Here is an 18,804-nt window from a genome sequence, read left to right on the forward strand (position 1 = left end):
AAGCGACCGGCAGCGAGGCCGCCCTCGTCCGCGCCTGGGCCCACCTGGCCACCGGCGAGACCGAAGCTGCCGCCGAAGCCCTGGCCGAGGCCGATCCGGGCCCCGAGACCGACCAGCTGCGGCTGCTGACGGCCTCGAACGCGGACCGGCCCGCGCTGGCCGAGCAGATCCGCCGCTCCCGGCCCGGCCCGGTCGACCACCCCGGACTGGCCGCGGCCCTGGCCGGCGACGACCCGGCGGCCCTGGCCGACGCCGAAGCGGCCGCCCTGGCCGCCGGAGCAGTCACGACGGCCAACTGGTGCGCCTGGCAGCGCGTGACCGCCCTGGCCGACGCCACCCGCCTCCTGGAGGCCGAAGCGGCCGCCCGCGAGGCCGCCGCCCGGTGCGGCGCGGCCGGCGCCTACTCCTGGCAGACCCGCTTCCTGGCCGCCGCCGCCTGGTGCCTGGTCCTGTCCGGCACCGGCCTGGACCACCTGATCGCCACCGCCCAGTCGCTGGCCGACCACACCCTCCCGGCCGTGGCCGACACGCTCGTGGCCGCCGCCATCGCCCTGGCCGAGGCCGACACCGGCGCCCTGGGCGCCGCCCGCGCCCGCCTGGGCCGCCTGGCCGACCCGCCGGCCGCGCTCGGGGCGCTGGTCGACTGGCTCGAACACGAGACCGCCTGGCTCGACGGCCAGCCCGGACCGGAGGCGCCGCAGGCCCAGACCGGCCTGGTCGGCGGGCTCGCCCACATCACCGGCCGGTGGATCGCCTACGACACCGGCACCGACCCCGAGACCGCCCCCGACCGGACCTGGCCCGGCCCGATCGGGGCGACCCTCGACGCGTGGGACGCGGCCCGCAGCGACGCCTTCGCTGCCGCGGCCAAGACCTGGGAGGGCCTGTCGGCGCGCGAGCAGGTCCGCTGCCTGCTGGCGCTGGCGGCCCACTCCGGGCAGCCCGAGGCGGCCGTGGCCGCACTCGAAGCGGCCGAACGGCTCGCCGAAGACCGGGGCCTGACCGTCCTGGCCGGGCGCGCCAAACGCTCACTGCGCCGCCACGACGTGCGCCGCGACCGGCGCAGCGCGCGCGGCACCGGCGGCCTGACCGACCGCGAGGTCGAGGTGCTGACCCATGTGGCCGCCGGCCACCCCACCCGCCGTATCGCCGAGATCCTGGGCATCACCGCCGAGACGGTCGAGACCCACATCCGCTCGGGGATGCGCAAGCTCGGTGCCAAGACCCGCACCGAAGCGGCCGTGCTGCTCGACGCCGGAGGCCCGGCATGACCGACACCGTCCCGCTGCACGTGGTCGCCACCGCCCCCGAGGCCGAGGCGATCGTGCGCCGCTGCACCGCCGCCGGCTGGCGCGCCCACCGCGGATTCGCGCTGCTGGAGCCGGCCTGGGACCTGGCCGAGCGGCGCCTGGTCGCCCACGGCCAGGTCGGCGACGACCACACCGCCTCGCAGGCGGTCCTGGCCGCGGCCCGCGGCGCCGGGATCGTGGCCGTCGCGGCCGGCCAGATCGCGCTGGCGCTGGCCGCCGACCTGCGGCGCGTCGGACCTCTGGGGACCGTCCCGGGCAAGGACGAGATCGACGACGGGCTCGACCTGGACACCGAGCAGCGGGCCCTGCTGACCCGCCTGGCGGCCGGTTCGACGATCGCGGCCGCGGCCGAGGCCGAGTTCGTCTCGCTGCGCACGGCCAACCGGCGCATCGCCGCGGCCCGCAAGACCCTCGGGGTCAAGACCACCCGCGAGGCGGTCATGATCTACATCAAGCACGCCCGCACCTAGCGGCCGAGCTCGGCCAGGCGGGCCTCGGCCTCCTCCAGCCGCTTGCGCAGCCGCTCGGCCTCCTCGGCGGCCTCGGCGCGGATCCGCTCGACCACCTCGGACACCAGCTCCGAGACCTCTTCGGACTCGGCGGCCGCGCACATGGCCAGGGCCGCCGCATGGGAGACCTCGGCGCCCTTGACGGCGGTGCGGGCGCCCTTGGACGCGGACACGGCCCACGACCCGTCCTCATAGGTCAACGTGACCGTCAACTCCGGATGCTTGGCCCCCGCCCGGGGCCTGGCGGCCCGCTTGCGGGCCGGCGCGGCCGGTTTCACCTCATCGGTCTTGGCGTCATTCTGGTCGGCCACGGGCTTCCTCTCACGTGCGGGCTTGGACTCGGCAGTCGGCTTCTCGGGCTCCAGCAGCCCCGGACCGGCCGGAGCGCGCTCGCGTTCGCGCTGCCGGGGCGTCCGGGACCGGGCGGTCTCGCCGCGGGCCGGCATCCGCAGCTCGGCCGGGGAGAACGGCAACTGGTCGGACCCGAAGGCCACGACCACGAAATCGCCCTCCCTGGGCTGGGCGAGCTCGACGACCTTCCCGGACCGGCCGGCGACCTGCCCGGCCGACTCGGTGAACATCACCTTCGGCCGCTTCCCTTGCGCCAGTACGGCCGCAAGATGGTCGATGTCGGTACTCGACAGTGACATCAGGGGGCTCCTTCCGAAAACACAGGCTGCATCCTCCAACACCTACACCCGGCCTGTGACACCGGCCCGCGGCGCGGCCGCCTTCCGAGACTGTCGGCAACGGTTCAAACGCCCGCCATATCGCATTCGCCCCTTGGGCCCGACCGGGCCCATACGCTCCCACTATGAGAGTTGCCCTGGTCACAGAGTCGTTTCCGCCTCAGGTCAACGGCGTCGCCCGATCCGTTGCCCGCACCGCCCAGCACCTGCACGACCGCGGCCTGTCCCCGGTCGTGATCGCCCCCGCCCCCGGCGGCGGGACCGTGCCCGACTGCCCCTGGCCGATCGTCCACGTCCGCTCGGTCCCGATCCCGGCCTACCGGAACTTCCGCGCCGGCCTGGCCACCCGCGCCCTGGACGCGGCCCTGGCCGACTACGCCCCCGACGTGATCCACCTGGCCTCCCCGTTCGGCTACACCGGCCGGGCGGCCGAATACGCCTGGGCCACCGGCATTCCCGCGGTCGCGGTCTGGCAGACCGACCTGCCAGCCTACACCCGCGCCTACCACCTGACCGCCTTCGAGCAACTGGTGTGGCGGCGGCTGCGGCGCATCCACTCCAAGGCCGCGATCAACCTCGCCCTGTCCCGGTGCACCGCCACCGCCCTGGCCGAACAGGGCATCGGCGGCGTCGAAGTCCTCCCGCACGGCGTCGACACCGAACGGTTCAACCCGGCCTGGGCCGACCCCGACCTCCACCGCGCCCTGGCCCCCGACGGCGAGATGCTCATCGGCTACGTCGGCCGCCTGGCCCGCGAGAAGCAGATCCACCTGCTCGCCGAAGCCTCCCGGCTGCCGGGCGTGCGCCTGGTGGTGGCCGGCGACGGGCCCCGCCGCCGCGCCCTCGAACGGGCCATGCCCGAAGCGGTCTTCCTCGGCAACCTCTCCGGCGACGACCTCTCGCGCCTGTACGCGACCCTGGACCTGTTCGCCCACACCGGGCCGTTCGAGACGTTCGGCCAGACCATCCAGGAGGCCCACGCCTCCGGCGTGGCCGTGCTCAGCGTCGACGCCGGAGGCGCGGCCGAACTGGTCGAACCCGGCGTCGACGGCGACCGCTTCGCCCTCGGCGACGGCCCCGGCCTGGCCCGGTCGGTGGCCGCGCTGGCCGCCCGGCCCCAGCTGCTGGCGCGCTGGGGCCGGGCCGGACGCACCAAAGTCCTCGACCGCACCTGGGAAGCCGAAGGCGACGCCCTCATCGGCTACTACGAGCGCGCCCTCGCCCAGACCCGGACCGGGCCCGTCCGAGCAGTCCGCGCGGCTTGACATAGGACAGCACGGTCGCGCCGATGAAGATCCCCGAGGAGACGATCGGCCCGGCCATCACATCGGGGGCCACCGCGATCAGCGACCCCGGCTCGACCCGGCCGGCCAGCTCGGCCGCGCCCGGACGCAGCAGCAGCACCGTCAGCACGAAGGCGATGCAGGTGGCGACCAGTTTGATCAGCACCCACCGGTGACGCAGGCTCCAGCGGGTCCCCAAGGCCAGGACCAGGCCGGTGCCGATCGCGACCGCCCCGACCGGGACCGGCAGGGTCCCCACGATCGCCGCCGCGGCGGCCGCGGCCGCGAACTGCGTCGGCGCATCGGTCGCCGACCAGACCAGGGCGGTCAGTACCAGCAGCGACAGGCTCACCCCCAGCCAGGCGACCGAAGCCAGCACATGGACGATGACGGTGGCGCGGTACGCGCGGCGATTGAGTCTCATACCGGCCACCATCGCCGCCGCACGCGCCGCCCGGCCTCGACGCGCGCGCGTATCCGCCCCTACGGCACCGCGCTTAGGACCGTGAGGCCGCCCGGAGCGCCAGCAGCGGGAACAGCAGCACCGACAGCATCGCCGCCCCGACCATCGCCGAACCGGTCGCGACCTCGATCAGGCCGCGGGAGGCGCCGATGTCGGCGGCGATGACCACGATCGGCAGCTGGCAGGCGGCGAACCAGGACAGCGCGTCCCGGCCCGGCCTGGCCAGGCTCGGCGCGAACGCCAACCACGTCACCGCCCCGCGCACCAGCGCGAACGCGGCCAAGAACACCGGCAGCAGCGCCAACGCCACCGGCGAGGAGACCAGTTCACCGAGCTCGAAGGTCACTCCGGTGTAGACGAAGAAGATCGGCACCAGCCAACCGAAGCCGATCCCGTCGAGCTTGGAGCCGACCTGCTCGACCTCCTCATCGGAGATCGTGCGCAGGATCAGGCGCATGACCATCCCGGCGGCGAACGCGCCCAGCGCGATATCGACCCCGACCTCGGCCGCCAGCAGCACCGACGCCAGCAGCGCCAGCACCGACAGGCGGATCGCGAACTGCACGCTGGTGCCCAGCGTCGCCGACAAGAGCCTGGACACGCGCTCCGAGCGCCGCAGCGTCCCCAGAGCGGCCGCGGCCACCGCCAACCCGGCGACCAGGATCGCGACCGTGGTGCGCCCCGAATGCTGGCCCTGCGCGAAGAACAACGCCACCAGCACGATCGGAGCGAACTCGCCGACCGCGCCCACGGCCATCAGCCGGGCGCCCACCGGGCCGGACAGGACACCGGCGTCGCGGGCGATCGGCAGGACCGTGCCCAGCGCCGTCGACGACAGCCCGATCGCCACGATCAGCACCGCAGGACCGGCCCCGGCGACCCACGCCAGGCCCGCCGCGAGCGCGAACGAGACCGCCCACGAGGCCGCGGCCAGCCCCGTGGCCCGCCCCGAGGCGCGACGCAGGTCGATCTCGTACCCGGCCAGGAAGAACAGCATGGCCATCCCGATCTGGGAGGCCCCGTCCAGGACCGGGCCGGGCTCGACCAGACCGGCCACCTCCGGTCCGATCACGACACCGGCGACGATCTCGACCACCACCGAGGGGATGAGGATCCACCGGGCGAGCCGGTCGGCCACCAGCGGCGCCAGCACCGCCGCGAAGGCGACCGCCACCAACGCGAAGGCGTCTTGCTCGGCTACGGTGATCTCCACGAAGCGCACCCTAACCGGCAAGGGGCCCAAGGGGTGGGAGATCGGTGGGGATTCGCCCCGTGTCCGAACGAACACTACCGACAAGTAACCGGTGGTGCGTATGGTTCAACCATGGACACCACCGCCTCGGCCCCGACAGCGACAAAACCGCGCCTGCGCGGCTGGCTCCACCTCGGCGCCTTCCCGGCCGCGATCATCGCCGGCCTGATCCTGGTCGCCACCGGCCCCACCCTGGCCGCCCGGCTGACCACGGCGATCTACGTGGCCACCTCCGCGGCCCTGTTCGGCGTCTCGGCCCTCTACCACCGCACCACGCTCACCCCGCTGGCCACCGCACGCCTCAAACGCCTCGACCACGCCAACATCTACCTGATCATCGCCGGCACCTACACGCCCGTGGCCGCCCTCGCGCTCGACGGGACCGCCCGCGTCGGCCTGCTGGCGGTCGTGTGGACCGGCGCGGTCGCCGGCGTGTGCTTCCGCACCCTGTGGCTCGGCGCACCCCGCTGGCTCTACACCGCCCTCTACATCATCCTGGGCTGGGTGGCCGTGTTCGTCCTCCCGCAGCTGGTGGCCGGAGCCGGGATCGCCGCGACGGTCCTCATCTTCGCCGGCGGGGTGCTCTACACCGCCGGGGGAGTGGTCTACGCGCTCAAACGCCCCGACCCGAACCCACGCTGGTTCGGCTTCCACGAGGTGTTCCACTCCTTCACCTTGGCCGCCTACGTCACTCAGTTCGCGGCGGTGGCACTGGTGGTCGGCTCCAGCGGCGCGGCGAGCTAGAATCCGTCGCAGGCGAGGACGAGGAGGCCGCCATGAGCGACCGGCAGGCACGCGGAGCCGAGCGGGCCATGCGCGAGGCCGACAAGGAGTTCCAGAACCTTCCAGGGGCCGGCAAGCCCCTCTCAGGTCTGGGCCAGAACCTCGGCGAGGACTGGTGGCTCCACCAGAAGACCACCCGCGAGAACATCGGCGACGAGGCGCTGCCGAAGACCATGCGGCTGCGCAAGGAATTCGGCGCCCTGCACCAGACCCTCGACGCGATCGACCGCGAAGAGCAGGTGCGCCAGGCCCTCGACGACCTCAACGTCCGCATCCGCGCCGCCCTGATCGGACCACCCGACGGACCCCCGCTGAACTTCGGACCGGTCGACGTCGAAGCCGAGATCGCCGCCTGGCGCGAACGCCGCCGCTGAACCACCGCACTCGAAACCGGCCGAGGGGGCAAGCGCGGCTACGGTAGTGCCCATGATCGCAGTCCACGTGTTCCTGCAATGCCGCCCCGAAGCCCGAACCGAGTTCATCGCCGCCCTCCGGGCCCTCCAGGCCTCCACGCTCGAATCCGACACCGGATGCGTCCACTACCGCTTCTACGCCGACCTGGACGACCCGACCCGGTTCGGCTGCCTCGAGGAATGGACCGACAAGGCCAGCCTCGACGCACACCTGGCCGCCGCCCACCACGAGACCGGCTCGGCCGAGATCGACCGGTACCGCGCCCGAGAGACCGAGATCCGCGTCTTCGAGGCCCAACCGATCGACCTGTGAACACCCCGGCGGCCGGCCGCGAGACCGGCCGCCGGGGGAGTACTACAGCGACAGCTCCCGCCGCCGCCGGTCGACCGCCCGGCACACCCCGGCCTCGACCAGATCGGCGTTGATCGCCCCGGCCGCCCGCACCCCCGCATCGGCGGCGGTCACGACCTGCGCCATCAGATTGGCCACATTCCCGGCCACCCACACGCCCGGGACCGACGTCGCCCCGTTGACGTCGGCGTCCACGTACGAACCGATCTCCACACCGTCCCGCGTCATCTCCACGGTCTTGAGACCCAGATCGGTCAGCAACCGCGCGGTGGCGGTGAACTTCGGGGCCACCACCAGCGCCCGGCACGGCACCGACCGCTCGCCCTCGACCACGACCCCGGCCAGGCGGTCGGCCTCGACCTCCAGGCCGGTCACCTTCCCGTCGACCACCGGTACGCCGCGGGCGGCCAGACGCTCCTCGTCCTCGTCCGAGAACACCCCGGCCGTGTGCCGCAGCACCGTCACCGAATCGCTCCACTGCCGCCACAGCAGCGCCCCGTGGACGGCCAGGGAACCAGTCCCCAGGATCGCGATCGGCTCATCGCGCACCTCCCAGCCGTGGCAGTACGGGCAGTGCAGCACATCCCGGCCCCACCGCTCGGCCAGACCCGGCACCTCCGGCAACCGGTCGACCAGCCCCGTGGCCACCAGCAGCCGGTCGGCCTCGACCGAGCCCCCGCCGCCCAGATGCACCCTGAACCCGTCGCTCAGCCGCTCCAGCGAAGCGACCGACCCCTCCAGCACCCGCCCGCCGAACCCGGCGACCTCGGCCCGCCCGGCCTCGACGAAATCACCGGGCGCCATCTCGTTGCGCGTCAGATACGAATGGATCCCCGCCGCCGGGGCGTTGCGCGGCGACCCGGCATCGACGACCAGCACCGAACGCCTCGCCCGCGCCAGAACCACCGCCCCCGACAGCCCGGCGGCGCCGCCGCCGACCACCACCACCTCGTAACGCCCGGCCAGATCGGTCGTGTTCGCTTCCATGAGTCCTCCTCTGCGGTCTCCTGGCACCGATCCTGCCCGCCCCACCGAACCAATGGCAAATATCTTGCCGAATCGGCAAAATAGGAGGCATGGAGGAACACGAACTCACCGACGTCCTCACCGGCGTCGGACCACGCCTGAAACACCTGCGCCAACAGCGGGGGAGCACCCTCACCGAACTGTCCGAGACCACCGGCATCTCCGTCAGCACCCTCTCCCGACTCGAATCCGGCCGCCGCAGACCCACCCTCGAACTGCTCCTGCCCATCGCCGCCGCCCACCGCGTACAACTCGACGACCTCGTCGGCGCCCCGGCCACCGGCGACCCCCGCATCCACATGCGCCCCTTCCAACGCCACGGCCAGACCTTCATCCCCCTGACGTCCAAACTCGGCGGCCTCCAGGCCTACAAACAGATCCGCCCACCCGACCCCGACCCAGGCAAACGCCCCGACCAGCGCATCCACGAAGGCTACGAATGGCTCTACATCCTCTCCGGCCGCCTCCGCCTCCTCCTGGGCCCGCACGACCTCATCCTCGGCCCCGGCGAAGCCGCCGAATTCGACACCCGCGTCCCCCACGCCTTCACCAACCCCGGCCCCGGCCCGACCGAATTCCTCTCACTCTTCGGACCACAAGGGGAGAAGATGCACGTCAAAGCCAAACCCAAAAACCCCTGAGCGAACGTCCCAACCCAAAGGCATACTTCATCCTGTGACCGACAACGCCAAAACCACGCTCCAGCACTACCTCCAGACCGGCCGCGACACCCTCCTGTGGAAACTGGAGGACCTGAGCGAATACGACCGCCGCCGCCCCCTCACCCCCACCGGCACCAACCTCCTCGGCCTGGTCAAACACGTCGCCTTCACCGAAGCCGAATACTTCAGCGTCGTCTTCGGCCGCCCCCACCCCCAGGCCCTCCCATGGATCTACGACGAGACCGACCCCGACGCCGAAATGTGGGCCACACCCGAAGAGACCACCGAATTCATCACCGGCACCTACCGAAGCATCTGGGACCACAGCGACACCGTCATCACCGAACTCGACCTCGACACACCAGGCCGCGTCCCCTGGTGGCGACCCGAAACCGCCGACGTCACCCTCCACCGGATCCTGATCCACATGATCGCCGAGACCCACCGCCACGCCGGACACGCCGACATCCTCCGCGAATCCATCGACGGAGCCACCGGCCTCTACCAGCACAACTCCAACCTGCCACCAGGGGACCGGCAGTACTGGACCGACCACCGAACCCGCCTCGAAGCGGCCGCCGCACACTTCCGCTGACCCAGACCGCACGAAACCGGTCGGCGCCCACCAGAACACCACGGGGCACCGACCGGGAACACCGATCACCCGCGCTCCGAACCCGCCTCAGCCAACCTCGCCTCGGCCGCGACCGCCCGCCCCCGCCACCGGTCGACCTCGCCGCGCAACCCCTCCGCATCGGCCACCGAATCCTCCAACTTGGACTCCAGCACCCGCACATCGCCCCGCAGCGACTCCAACAGCCCGGCCTGCTCGGCCACCGCCGCCCGCGCCGCCTCCGCCTCAGACCCGGCCCGCTCGGCAACACTGCGAGCCACCGCCAGATCACCCAGGACCGCCTCCAGGCGCCCGCGCTCGGCGTCGCGCTCGGCCGCCAGCGCCGCGGCCTTCGCGTCGGCCCGCTCCAACGCCTGCTGACCGGCCCGGACCGCCGCCTCGGCCTCGGCGGCGACCGCCTCGGCCCGCTCCCGCGCCCGGTCGGCCTCCGACCGCGCCGCCTGGGCGGCCTGGGCGGCCTCGTCCCGCTCGGTCAGGGCCGCATCGCGTTCGGCCAGCGCCCGCCGCTCCCGACCCAGGGCCGCCTCGGCCTCCGCTACAGCGCCCGTGCGCTCCCGTTCGGCCTCGGCCGCCTCGTCCCGAGCGGCCCGCTCGCGCTCTTGGGCGTCCTCGGCGTCCTTGAGCGCCCGCACCCGCGCCTCCACGGCCTCCTTGGCCCGAACCTGGGCCGCTTCGACCTCGGCCGCCCGGCGCTCGGCCTCGTCGCGTTCGGCGGCCAGTTCCTCGGCCAGGCCGGAGGAGCGTCCGGCCGCCTCGTCGCGTTCGGCGCGGGCGGCGGCCACGGCACCGGCGGCCTCGGAGCGCACCTCGGCCATGCGCGCCTCGACCTCGGCCGGATCGGTCTCGGCCCGCAGCGCCTCGGCCAGCGGCGCCAAGGCCGCGGTCATGGACTGCTCGATCTGCTCATAGAGCTCCTCGGCGCGGGCGACCGCGCCTTCGAGCCCCGGGGTGGCCCGGCGCATCTCGCGCTGCCGTTTCGCCTGCGAGGCGCAATCGCCCTCGGCGCAGTACAGCCGCGGTCGCCCGCGCCCGGCCTGCTGCGGAATCGGCTTCCCGCACCGTTTGCACAACGTCACTGTTTTCGCCATGCCCACAGCCTACATTATTAATTTCCAGTTTTAAAAAACAAAAACCATAAAAACAAGCGTGTCGCCACTTCCCACATAACTCACGAGAAGTACCGTTCCCGCAAGTTATGTTTCGGAGGGCCCGAAACCGAGTGCACGCGAGCTGTCGGTTCTCAGTTGAGCTGTCACAGTTCTCATCTGACCTGACACAAGTCGCAATCTGACTGTCGTAGCTTCTAGCCACGCGAGACTGCCGGAGCCCCGAGGCTCGCCCTCTGCGTCGGACTGAAGCCAGTTATCCGGCTCGGGAAACCGACCGCGCGGTGACGCAGCGTGGTGGGATCATGAGTCCATGGACGAGGATGAGGAGACCTTGCAGGCACGGTGGCCCCTGCCGGACTGGGTGGCGGACTCCAAGCTCAAGCAGACTGCAGCCATTGGGGTCGCTAACGCCATCGGCGGGGTGCTTGAGAACTGGCCTCGCTTCGACGGAGATCAAGTCCAGCGGGAGTATGCCGAGCACACCGCCGCGGCCGTCCGCGATTCCCTCGCGCCGTACCGATCCGACGAGCTCGCGGATCCCAGTGGCGTCCTCGTCGACTACGTCTACCAGCTGGCCCTCATAGAGCCTGGCGACGTCCAAGATGTCGACAACTACCGCGAACTACTCCGGCGCTATGCCCGATACCTGCTCAGGCTAGCCCAGGACTCTCGAGAGTGAACCTTCGGCTTGGCGGCCAGGGCACTTGCGAGATACTAAGGGATGCCCCAGCTTGAGTTCATGATCATTGCAGCCACCTCCGATGAGCAACAAGGTCTTACGGCGTGGGTCCAGGTTGTCAGCGCATTGAGCACTTTGTCCGGCGTGCTGGCAGCTCTGTGGATAGCGCACAGAGGTTGGAAGAAGCAGGAGGAGGCACGTCTTGAACAGGCGGCTTCTGAAGAGCGAGAACGACGTCGGCAGCAGGAAGCTGAAGATGCTGAGGCTCAGGCGCAAGCACGCCTAGTGCTTGTAAACAACATGGGTGTCCATGATCCGGAGCCAGGCACGGAACATATCAAATCCATCATTTCGTTGCGAATGATCAACCACAGCGAGCACCCTGTCCTCGATGTTCTCGCCGAAGTGTGGGTGCCGCCAGATTCCAAGGAAGGAACGCGTACTGCCGGGCTCTCCCGCCAAGTCGTCTTGCCGGGTGAGGAACAGTTGTTTCCATGCGGGGTCAGTCACGACACTCGAGCCCTCGTGGCCTGGCAGATCACCTGGACGGACCACCACGGCCGGAAGTGGCGATGCGACGCAAACAAAGAGCCCGGCCGACCGTTTGACGGAACTCCGCCGCGCACCTATGGTGCCGTGTGACACGGCACACTTTCCGCTTCATCTGTGCTTGATTGACCGGAAGGTTTCGGACTCAGTCGGACATATCATTGCGGATCGCGCTCATGAGGTCGCGGTAGATCTGATCGATCTCGGTTGCCGAGTCCGCTAGACGCATCCGAGCCCTGATGGCAGGTTCGGAGTCGCCATGGCCTTGGCGCTCAGCTTCTCTTCGGGCTGGGCGCGCCTCCGAGACGAGCGTTCGATTGAACGCCTGGACAGTGCTGAGTAGCTTCTTCGCCAGGTTGAAGACCTCCAAGCTGGCTACCACGCGGATCTCGCTGAGGATCCGGTTGAGCTCTTCGTCTTCTTCCTCCTGCAGATCCGCGAGCGGGATTGCAGACCAGGTCATCGCGTTGTCTCGGATCGTGGCGCCGACACGCAACAACGCTGCGTACGTATCGATTCGGCGGTTCAAGAGAAGCTCACGCCGAGTGCTCTTGCGGCGCATCCGTTCAGAGATGATCGGCGCGCCGATGCCCGTAGCGGCACCGCTGATGATGGCGATGATGCTGACCCACATGCTCGCAGTCGACATGGGCTCGGGCCTCCGATCGGCGCACGGTCTGCCAGGCAGGAACTCCTAGAGTATGGTCCCACGTGCTCCTGGATACCGGCACCCGCGCCATTCTCATTACATCTGTCGCATCGGCGACTGAGACCTGGACCTACGGCACTCCCCCGCCTTAGTCTGATCTGGAGATTTCTAGCCGACTGTCCGGTATTGGTGGGGGTCGGAGTGGCTGGTGTTGAGAACGATGACTTCGTCCTGTCCTACCTCGATGCCGAAGGCGTTGACCAGCGGGAGCCGTTGAGCACCGGTTGGACTGCGGCGTTCGAGTCCGTTCGCCCAGTCCGACAGTTCGGTTCACATGCTGGTCAACGGCACTACCCGGGGTTGTGGTGGTTCGCGACGACCGGCGCTCATGTCGGTTATGAGTCCTGGTTGGAACGGGATCGGATAATGGCCTTCGACTTCGATCCCGAGGTCCTCTCCCTTGCCTCCCAGCCGTTCTGGCTGTCATGGCCGGAGGGGCGGCACGCCCCGGACTTCTTCGCGCGGCTGGCCGGCGGGAAGGGACGACTCATCGACGTCCGCGCCGACAACCGAGTCGGTGATGCCGACGCCGAGCGGTTCGCCCAGACCGCACGAGCCTGCTCGCTGATCGGGTGGGAATACCTGCGGGTCGGTGCGCTCGGCGAGGTGTTCGGGGCGAACCTGCGATGGCTGGCCGGCTACCGGCATCCACGCTGCCTCGATCCGGAAGTCGCGCGGCGGCTTTGCGCCACGGACGGGCCGGTTGGGCTCTACGAACTCGCGGACGGCCTCGGGCGCCGAATGCAGGTGCTGCCGACCCTGTTCCATCTGCTCTGGACAGGAGTTTTTGCCGCGGACCTGGAAACCGAGCTGCTCTCAGCGTCGACGATCGTACTACAGACGGGAGTGGCTGATGAGCGTCGCGCGGCCGGCTGAACTGGCGACCGGAACGGAGGTGGTCTGCCACGACCAGGTCCATACGGTCGTCGCGGTCACCGCTGCGGATATCCGCCTCCGAGACCCGCAGGGAATGGTCTGGTCTCTGCCGCTCGCCGACGTGTTCGCCGACCCGTCGTTCGCTGTCGTTGCCGGGCCGGAGGTCGAGCTCGCGCCGCAAGGAGTTCTGGAGTCCCTGCCTCCTGGCCTGGTCGAGCAGGCCGAGTGGTGGCAGGCCCACCTGATCGAGGTCCTCACCGGTCGGCGCCCTGAGGCTGACGAAGCGGTGGTCCCCCGGCCCGAATACGATCCCGAGCAGCGGTCGCTGCGACAGCGGGAGCAGGCGAAACTGGCAGAGCTGGCCGCAGCGGGGCATTCGATGTCGCTGCGGACGCTCCAGCGGAAACGCCTGCGCTTTGAGCAGTTCGGGCTCTGGGGCCTGATCGACGCGCGGTATGTCCGGCAGGCCCGGCCCTACACCGATGCGCGCGTCGTCGATGCGATCGAACGGGCGATGGCTGCGGAGAAGGACCAGAGCACGGGCACAGTCTCTCGGCTGCGCCGCCGGGTCGAGCAACTACTGGCAGCCGACGGCGTCGATCCCGCCGAGGTCATGCCCTCGGATGCCACGTTCTACCGGCTCGCTGCTGAGGCTGATCGCGGACGGCACACCTTCACCTCGGCCGCGACCCGCCGGTCCCTGGCAAGGCGCCCCGAGGGGCCATTCGGGGCGGTGACGGCAACGCGGCCAGGTGAGTGGATGCTCATCGACTCCACCCCAATAGACATCCAGGTGGTCCTGGACAACGGCATGAGTGACCGGGTCGAGCTGACCTGGATCCTTGACTGGGCGACCCGGTCAATCCCGGCGGCGCTGCTGCGACCTTCGACCAGGGCCGCGGACGCCGCGGTCCTCCTGGCCCACGCGCTCACGCCCGAGCCGATGCGGCCGGGCTGGGCCGAGGCGCTGCAACTGTCGAGGTCGGTGCTCCCCTATCGCCAACTCATCGATATCGAGCAGCGGCTCGCCGATGCCGCTGCTCGGCCGGTGATCGTCCCCGAGACCATCGTGGTCGACCACGGCAAGGTCTACCGGTCACGCGCGTTCGACAACGCCTGCCGAGCCTGGGGCATCAACGTCCAGCCCACCCACAAAGGATCGCCTTGGGAGAAAGGCGGGGTGGAGCGGTCCTTCGACGCGCTCAACACGCTGTTCGCCCAGTACGTCGCGGGGTTCGTCGGCCGCAGCGTCGAACGGCGCGGCACCGGAGCGGCAACCCAGCCAGTCTGGTCGATGCCGCAGCTCCAGGCGCTGCTGGACGAGTGGATCGTCGCGGTCTGGCAGAACCGGCCCCACAACGGACTGCGCCACCCGATGATGCCGGCCAAGGCCCTGACTCCCAACGAGCAGTATGCGGTCGCGGTCGACTCCTGCGGATTCGTCTCCGCCCCGATCACCGCCGAGGACTACATCGAACTGCTGCCGTTCGAGTGGCGGCAGATCAACAGCTACGGGATCCAGATCGCCCACCGCCGCTACGACGCGATCGAACTCAGCCCCCACCGACGCCGCCATTCAGGCGTCAGGGCGCACAACGGGCTCTGGGAAGTCCACTACGACCCCTACGACCTCTCCCGCGTCTGGGTCCGAGGTCATCTCGACGGCGGCTGGATCCAGGCGACCTGGACCCACCTGTCCTCCTCCCCCGTCCCCTTCGGCGAGCAGATCTGGAACCGCGCCCGACGCATTCTGACCGAACGCGGTGAGCACCGCGCTGGCCAAGCTGCGATCGCCGCCGTCGTCGAGGATCTGCTCGACCAAGCCGAGGCCGGCCCCAGCCGCATCGAGCAACGCATCGCCGCTCGCACCCGCGAAGCGACCCCGACCACGCCCCTCCCTCCCGCCGAACCCGAAGACACCAGCATCGAGCCTGATATCGACGAGGAGCCCGAGCGGTTCGGGAAGGTGATCCCGCTGCCGGTGTTCGACGCCAGGAAGGAAGCCGAGAAGTGGTACTGATTCCCGAAGCAGACCTGGACGACCGTGAACCGACGCTGACGCTGACCGGTTGGCGCAAATTCGTCGAGGCCCCGCCCGCCTCGTTCACGATGCTCCCACGCACCCCCTGGCAGCGGTTGCCCGAATTGGCAAGGGCGGCATACGACGAGGCACGTATCGACTACCACTCGAAGATGGTCGTCGTCGCCACCTCCACCGTTCAGCAGGTCGCCAAGCAAGGGCGGCTGCTGACCCTGCTGAACCGCAACGAGACAGGCGCCCGTCGCGGCATGATCATCTCCGGGCCGCAGACGACCGGCAAGACCACCACGCTCAAAGAACTCGGGCGCACACACGAGATTCGGACCCGCGCCCGCTACCCAGGCCAGGACCGCATCCCGATCGTCTACGCCACCACACCCCCGATGGGATCGGCTAAGCAATTGACCGCCGAATTCGCGCGCTTCCTCGGCCTCCCGATCCTCAAGAGCCGCTATAACACCACCGAAATCTCCAACGCGGTCTGCCGGGTTCTCATCGAAGCCCGCGTCGACCTCGTGCTCGTCGACGAGATCCACAACCTGAACCTGGCGACAGCCGCCGGCGCCGACATGTCCGACCACCTCAAATACTTCACCGAGCACCTCCCGGCGACCTTCGTCTATGCCGGCATCAACGTCGACACGTCTGGCCTGTTCAACGGCCTCCGCGGCAAGCAGATCGCCGGACGCTGCATCATGATCAACACCGGTGCCTTCCCCCGGACCGCCGAATGGAACCGCCTGGTCGCCACCATGGAAGGCGCGCTGCGCCTCTACGACCACCAGCTAGGCGCCCTCAGCGACCTCGCCGAATACCTGCACGAACGGACCGGAGGCATGATCGGCAGCCTCTCCCATCTCATCCGCGCCGGAGCCCAAATCGCCATCCTCGACGGCATTGAGAAACTCACACGCACATTGCTAGACCAGATCCCTCTCGACCATGTCGCCGAGACCGGCGCCACCGGCAGATGAACCACAGCCAGCCCCGCCTACAACCGCTCCCAAGACGGGTCAGACCCTTCCTCGGAGAAACGCTGCGGTCCTACCTCGACCGGCTCGCCGAAGCAAACGGACTCAACGTCGACGACCTCCACCAGCTCCTGGGCGCCAGCAGGCGACACCGAACCTTCATTCCCATCGAAGGACTCACAGCAGCCACTGGCGTCCCAGAACGTCACCTGTTCTACGGACTCCCCGAACTCCGCTACAACTCTCCGATGAAGACCTCCGCCCTCAGCGGCCGCTTCGTCGACACCACGCTTGCCTGCCGGCGATGCACCGCTACCAAGGCCATTCCCGCGACTACGCAAGTCACCGTCTGGGCCCGCGAAGACCGCCCCATCTGCCTTCGGCACCGTCTCTGGCTCGGATACCGCAACTGCCGACCCGAAGACCAGGTCAACCTCACAACCCAACCCGAGACCATCCGAGCCCAGGTCCGGCACCGACGTCTGACACGCCGGTTCGGCTTCAGCGCCGTCCAGGAAGCGGTCACCACCGCCTACTCAATAGCGATACACGAAGACAGCAAAGAGGTCTTCCACGAGTTCGATGCGAACCGCAAGTTCGAATGTCGCATGCGAAGATTCTTCGATGAAGCGCAGGCCGACCGTCTGCCCAGAACCTACTTCGATGCCGCGCACTATCCCGACATCATCGCCCTCGCCGCCCTGCTGCTGTCACCACATTGGCGGTCGGTGATGCTCGGGAGCCCACTCAGAGAAAAGCTTGAGTTCTTCCGTGAACTCCACCGCTTCGGGCTCATCCGCGGCGGAGCGCCACGAGCTATCGGCACTGTCGCCAGTTGGCTCGACCGCCTGGCACCTGTCGGTCGACCACCCATCCCCCGTTGGGTCCTCCTTCAGCTCCAGTTCTGGCCACCGGGACGGGCTGACCCGCTTGACTACTACGAGCACGGATTCTTCGAAGAGCCGATACCACTCGAATGGCACGAAATGGTCCAACAGACTCTCGGCGATTTGTGACAGACAAAATGAGAACCTTGACCCGAGATCAACATTTATCTATCTGTCGCAATGCAGGCCAGAGCCCACTGCCTGCGACAGATCAAACGAGAACGGACACGAGCGCGGCCGGTTCGGGTCGGTCAGGTCGCTTCGGGGCGGTATCGGGCCTTGATGTGGAACCGCTCGCCTTGGGGTCCGACGATGCTGAGGTATTCGACCGGGGTATCGCCGGCGGCGCCGAACCAGTGCGGCAGGTGGGTGTCGAATTCGGCGACTTCGCCGGGGCCGAGGGTCATGTCGGTCTGGCCGAGGATGAGGCGGAGGCGGCCGTTGAGGACGTACAGCCAGTGGTAGCCCTCGTGGGAGCGCGGCTCGGGTTCGGTCTCGGTGCCGCCGGCGGGCAGGATCTGCTTGAAGACCTGGAGGCCGCCGGGTTTGCGGGTCAGGGGTATGACGGTCGCTCCCCAGCGGGACACGGGCCTGGGGAAGAGCCGCGGGTCGCCGGTGGCCGGGGCGCCGACGAGTTCCTCCAGGGGTAGGCCGAGGGCCTTGGCCAGCGGGAGCAGGAGTTCCAGGCCCGGTCGGCGCTGGCCGGACTCGAGGCGGGAGAGGGTGCTGATCGCGATGCCGGTGGCCGCCGAGAGGGCGGTCAGGGTGATGCCGCCGCGGCGTCGCAGTTCGCGCAGCCGGGGCCCGACGGCGGCCAGGACCGCGTCGAAGTCGTCGCTCATGCGTTCATGGTGCCCGAGGCCCGCGCCGGATCGGTCGGGGTTTTGCCGTTTCTGCAAAACCTGTTGGCTCTCGGGTGCGGTCGGGTGCACCGTTGCGGCCGGGGCGGGCTCTTCCGGTGCTCCCCCGCGAGACGAGAGGACGCTATGGACGCTCAGTTCTGGGACGACCGGTATCGCAGCCGGGACCGGCTCTTCAGTGGCGACGCCAACGGATCGTTGGTGGCCGAGGTGGCGCCGATGCGGCCGGGGCGGGCGTTGGACGTCGGCTGCGGCGAGGGCGGCGACGCGGTCTGGCTGGCCGGGTGCGGCTGGCGGGTCCGGGCGGTCGACATCTCCCCCACGGCCCTGGAGCGCGGCCGGGTCGCGGCCGCGGGGGCCGGTGTGGCCGGCCGCATCGAGTGGGTGCGGGCGGATTGGGCGGTGGCTCCTCCCCCGGTGGGGGTGTTCGATCTGGTGTCGGCGCAGTATTTTCCGCTGCTGCGCGCCTCTGGTGAGGCGGGGGTGCGGGCGCTGGTGGCGTCGGTGGCGCCGGGTGGGGTGCTGCTGGTGGTCGGGCATGATCCGGGCGGGGTGGATCGGTCGCACGGGTTCGATCCGGTCGATTTCTATGCGCCCGGTGATGTCGCGGGTCTTCTGGGTCGGGGTTGGTCGGTGGAGGTCGATGAGGTGCGGGAGCGGAGGGTGCCGGGGCCTGCGGGGACTGCGCATACGCATGATGTGGTGTTGAAGCCCCCCGGTATGTGTGAGGGACCTATCTGTGAGAAG

Annotated in this window: 22 protein-coding genes; 15 read left to right on the top strand and 7 right to left on the bottom strand. The window is 69.7% G+C overall.

Annotated elements, in window-relative coordinates:
* Together JFB92_RS07730 and JFB92_RS07735 are read left to right on the top strand one after the other, a co-directional pair.
* On the top strand, positions 1 to 1,271 hold a 1,271-nt coding region (locus JFB92_RS07730), incomplete at its 5' end, for a helix-turn-helix transcriptional regulator (protein ID WP_199036687.1).
* On the top strand, positions 1,268 to 1,780 hold the full coding sequence (locus tag JFB92_RS07735; RefSeq protein ID WP_199036689.1) for a LuxR family transcriptional regulator: 513 nt from the start codon (positions 1,268 to 1,270) through the stop codon (positions 1,778 to 1,780). The genes JFB92_RS07730 and JFB92_RS07735, both read left to right, overlap by 4 nt.
* Here JFB92_RS07735 and JFB92_RS07740 read toward each other — a convergent pair.
* Entirely contained in the window at positions 1,777 to 2,469 is a 693-nt protein-coding gene (locus JFB92_RS07740; RefSeq protein WP_199036691.1) for a hypothetical protein, read from the bottom strand. The genes JFB92_RS07735 and JFB92_RS07740 overlap by 4 nt on opposite strands.
* Positions 2,470 to 2,633: 164 nt before the next feature.
* Between JFB92_RS07740 and JFB92_RS07745 the strand changes: the two genes are divergently transcribed.
* The gene (locus tag JFB92_RS07745; RefSeq protein ID WP_199036693.1) at positions 2,634 to 3,773 is read left to right on the top strand and encodes a glycosyltransferase family 4 protein; all 1,140 of its coding nucleotides are present in this window, start codon (positions 2,634 to 2,636) and stop codon (positions 3,771 to 3,773) included.
* Here the strand turns inward: JFB92_RS07745 and JFB92_RS07750 are convergent.
* Positions 3,703 to 4,215 (bottom strand): hypothetical protein, encoded by a 513-nt coding sequence (locus tag JFB92_RS07750; protein WP_199036695.1) that lies wholly within the window; start codon positions 4,213 to 4,215, stop codon positions 3,703 to 3,705. The two genes, JFB92_RS07745 and JFB92_RS07750, sit on opposite strands and share 71 nt — an antisense overlap.
* Before the next feature lie 73 nt (positions 4,216 to 4,288).
* Complete coding sequence (locus JFB92_RS07755; RefSeq protein WP_199036704.1) at positions 4,289 to 5,467, bottom strand: cation:proton antiporter; 1,179 nt, start codon at positions 5,465 to 5,467, stop codon at positions 4,289 to 4,291.
* 111 nt (positions 5,468 to 5,578) lie between these two features.
* On the opposite strand from JFB92_RS07755, the gene trhA reads away from it, so the two are divergent.
* From trhA to JFB92_RS07770, 3 genes are read left to right on the top strand one after another with little or no spacing between them, the layout of a single operon-like run.
* Entirely contained in the window at positions 5,579 to 6,250 is a 672-nt protein-coding gene (gene trhA, locus JFB92_RS07760) for a PAQR family membrane homeostasis protein TrhA (protein ID WP_199036711.1), read from the top strand.
* Between the two features lie 32 nt (positions 6,251 to 6,282).
* Positions 6,283 to 6,663 (top strand): DnaJ family domain-containing protein, encoded by a 381-nt coding sequence (locus tag JFB92_RS07765; RefSeq protein ID WP_199036713.1) that lies wholly within the window; start codon positions 6,283 to 6,285, stop codon positions 6,661 to 6,663.
* Between the two features lie 52 nt (positions 6,664 to 6,715).
* Complete coding sequence (locus tag JFB92_RS07770) at positions 6,716 to 7,015, top strand: putative quinol monooxygenase (protein ID WP_199036715.1); 300 nt, start codon at positions 6,716 to 6,718, stop codon at positions 7,013 to 7,015.
* A gap of 42 nt (positions 7,016 to 7,057) precedes the next feature.
* On the opposite strand, the gene JFB92_RS07775 is transcribed toward JFB92_RS07770, so the two are convergent.
* Positions 7,058 to 8,041, bottom strand: a complete 984-nt coding sequence (locus tag JFB92_RS07775; RefSeq protein ID WP_199036717.1) for an NAD(P)/FAD-dependent oxidoreductase — start codon at positions 8,039 to 8,041, stop codon at positions 7,058 to 7,060.
* Positions 8,042 to 8,130: 89 nt separating this feature from the next.
* Here JFB92_RS07775 and JFB92_RS07780 point away from each other — a divergent pair, with 89 nt between their 5' ends.
* Both JFB92_RS07780 and JFB92_RS07785 read left to right on the top strand, forming a co-directional pair.
* Entirely contained in the window at positions 8,131 to 8,721 is a 591-nt protein-coding gene (locus JFB92_RS07780) for a helix-turn-helix transcriptional regulator (RefSeq protein WP_199036719.1), read from the top strand.
* 34 nt (positions 8,722 to 8,755) lie between these two features.
* Positions 8,756 to 9,337 (top strand): DinB family protein, encoded by a 582-nt coding sequence (locus JFB92_RS07785; protein ID WP_307789057.1) that lies wholly within the window; start codon positions 8,756 to 8,758, stop codon positions 9,335 to 9,337.
* A 65-nt stretch (positions 9,338 to 9,402) separates the two neighbouring features.
* On the opposite strand, the gene JFB92_RS07790 is transcribed toward JFB92_RS07785, so the two are convergent.
* Positions 9,403 to 10,464 carry a coiled-coil domain-containing protein gene (locus JFB92_RS07790; protein WP_199036722.1) on the bottom strand — a complete coding sequence of 354 codons (1,062 nt, stop codon included), beginning with the start codon at positions 10,462 to 10,464 and terminating at the stop codon, positions 9,403 to 9,405.
* A gap of 331 nt (positions 10,465 to 10,795) precedes the next feature.
* On the opposite strand from JFB92_RS07790, the gene JFB92_RS07795 reads away from it, so the two are divergent.
* Complete coding sequence (locus JFB92_RS07795; RefSeq protein ID WP_199036724.1) at positions 10,796 to 11,164, top strand: hypothetical protein; 369 nt, start codon at positions 10,796 to 10,798, stop codon at positions 11,162 to 11,164.
* 60 nt (positions 11,165 to 11,224) lie between these two features.
* Positions 11,225 to 11,806, top strand: a complete 582-nt coding sequence (locus tag JFB92_RS07800; RefSeq protein ID WP_199036726.1) for a hypothetical protein — start codon at positions 11,225 to 11,227, stop codon at positions 11,804 to 11,806.
* A gap of 52 nt (positions 11,807 to 11,858) precedes the next feature.
* Here JFB92_RS07800 and JFB92_RS07805 read toward each other — a convergent pair whose 3' ends face one another.
* Positions 11,859 to 12,347, bottom strand: a complete 489-nt coding sequence (locus JFB92_RS07805; protein ID WP_199036728.1) for a hypothetical protein — start codon at positions 12,345 to 12,347, stop codon at positions 11,859 to 11,861.
* A 216-nt stretch (positions 12,348 to 12,563) separates the two neighbouring features.
* On the opposite strand from JFB92_RS07805, the gene JFB92_RS07810 reads away from it, so the two are divergent.
* The 4 genes from JFB92_RS07810 to JFB92_RS07825 are packed head-to-tail and all read left to right on the top strand — an operon-like array spanning position 12,564 to position 17,326.
* The gene (locus JFB92_RS07810; protein WP_199036730.1) at positions 12,564 to 13,298 is read left to right on the top strand and encodes a TnsA-like heteromeric transposase endonuclease subunit; all 735 of its coding nucleotides are present in this window, start codon (positions 12,564 to 12,566) and stop codon (positions 13,296 to 13,298) included.
* On the top strand, positions 13,276 to 15,318 hold the full coding sequence (locus tag JFB92_RS07815) for a TnsB C-terminal domain-containing protein (RefSeq protein ID WP_199036732.1): 2,043 nt from the start codon (positions 13,276 to 13,278) through the stop codon (positions 15,316 to 15,318). The genes JFB92_RS07810 and JFB92_RS07815 overlap by 23 nt, the downstream gene beginning before the upstream one ends.
* Entirely contained in the window at positions 15,309 to 16,313 is a 1,005-nt protein-coding gene (locus tag JFB92_RS07820; protein WP_199036734.1) for an ATP-binding protein, read from the top strand. Before JFB92_RS07815 ends, JFB92_RS07820 begins: the two co-directional genes overlap by 10 nt.
* Positions 16,310 to 17,326: a TniQ family protein gene (locus JFB92_RS07825; RefSeq protein ID WP_199036736.1), complete on the top strand. Its 1,017-nt coding sequence runs from the start codon at positions 16,310 to 16,312 to the stop codon at positions 17,324 to 17,326. Before JFB92_RS07820 ends, JFB92_RS07825 begins: the two co-directional genes overlap by 4 nt.
* A 122-nt stretch (positions 17,327 to 17,448) precedes the next feature.
* Here the strand turns inward: JFB92_RS07825 and JFB92_RS07830 are convergent, their stop codons facing one another.
* A complete protein-coding gene (locus tag JFB92_RS07830; protein WP_199036738.1) occupies positions 17,449 to 18,039 on the bottom strand; it encodes a helix-turn-helix domain-containing protein in 591 nt (196 codons plus the stop codon).
* A gap of 144 nt (positions 18,040 to 18,183) precedes the next feature.
* Here JFB92_RS07830 and JFB92_RS07835 point away from each other — a divergent pair.
* Positions 18,184 to 18,804, top strand: a 621-nt coding sequence (locus JFB92_RS07835; protein ID WP_199036739.1) for a class I SAM-dependent methyltransferase, incomplete at its 3' end; no start/stop codon positions are given.

Source organism: Glycomyces salinus (assembly GCF_016428645.1).
GTDB lineage: Bacteria > Actinomycetota > Actinomycetes > Mycobacteriales > Micromonosporaceae > Glycomyces > Glycomyces salinus.

Coding starts and splice junctions, on each gene's coding strand:
- JFB92_RS07795 (WP_199036724.1), top strand. CDS start 10,796: ATGGACGAGGATGAGGAGACCTTGCAGGCACGGTGGCCCCTGCCGGAC.
- JFB92_RS07805 (WP_199036728.1), bottom strand. CDS start 12,347: ATGTGGGTCAGCATCATCGCCATCATCAGCGGTGCCGCTACGGGCATC.
- JFB92_RS07775 (WP_199036717.1), bottom strand. CDS start 8,041: ATGGAAGCGAACACGACCGATCTGGCCGGGCGTTACGAGGTGGTGGTG.
- JFB92_RS07735 (WP_199036689.1), top strand. CDS start 1,268: ATGACCGACACCGTCCCGCTGCACGTGGTCGCCACCGCCCCCGAGGCC.
- JFB92_RS07745 (WP_199036693.1), top strand. CDS start 2,634: ATGAGAGTTGCCCTGGTCACAGAGTCGTTTCCGCCTCAGGTCAACGGC.
- JFB92_RS07740 (WP_199036691.1), bottom strand. CDS start 2,469: ATGTCACTGTCGAGTACCGACATCGACCATCTTGCGGCCGTACTGGCG.
- JFB92_RS07815 (WP_199036732.1), top strand. CDS start 13,276: ATGAGCGTCGCGCGGCCGGCTGAACTGGCGACCGGAACGGAGGTGGTC.
- JFB92_RS07825 (WP_199036736.1), top strand. CDS start 16,310: ATGAACCACAGCCAGCCCCGCCTACAACCGCTCCCAAGACGGGTCAGA.
- JFB92_RS07800 (WP_199036726.1), top strand. CDS start 11,225: ATGATCATTGCAGCCACCTCCGATGAGCAACAAGGTCTTACGGCGTGG.
- JFB92_RS07780 (WP_199036719.1), top strand. CDS start 8,131: ATGGAGGAACACGAACTCACCGACGTCCTCACCGGCGTCGGACCACGC.
- JFB92_RS07750 (WP_199036695.1), bottom strand. CDS start 4,215: ATGAGACTCAATCGCCGCGCGTACCGCGCCACCGTCATCGTCCATGTG.
- JFB92_RS07790 (WP_199036722.1), bottom strand. CDS start 10,464: ATGGCGAAAACAGTGACGTTGTGCAAACGGTGCGGGAAGCCGATTCCG.
- JFB92_RS07765 (WP_199036713.1), top strand. CDS start 6,283: ATGAGCGACCGGCAGGCACGCGGAGCCGAGCGGGCCATGCGCGAGGCC.
- JFB92_RS07770 (WP_199036715.1), top strand. CDS start 6,716: ATGATCGCAGTCCACGTGTTCCTGCAATGCCGCCCCGAAGCCCGAACC.
- JFB92_RS07830 (WP_199036738.1), bottom strand. CDS start 18,039: ATGAGCGACGACTTCGACGCGGTCCTGGCCGCCGTCGGGCCCCGGCTG.
- trhA (WP_199036711.1), top strand. CDS start 5,579: ATGGACACCACCGCCTCGGCCCCGACAGCGACAAAACCGCGCCTGCGC.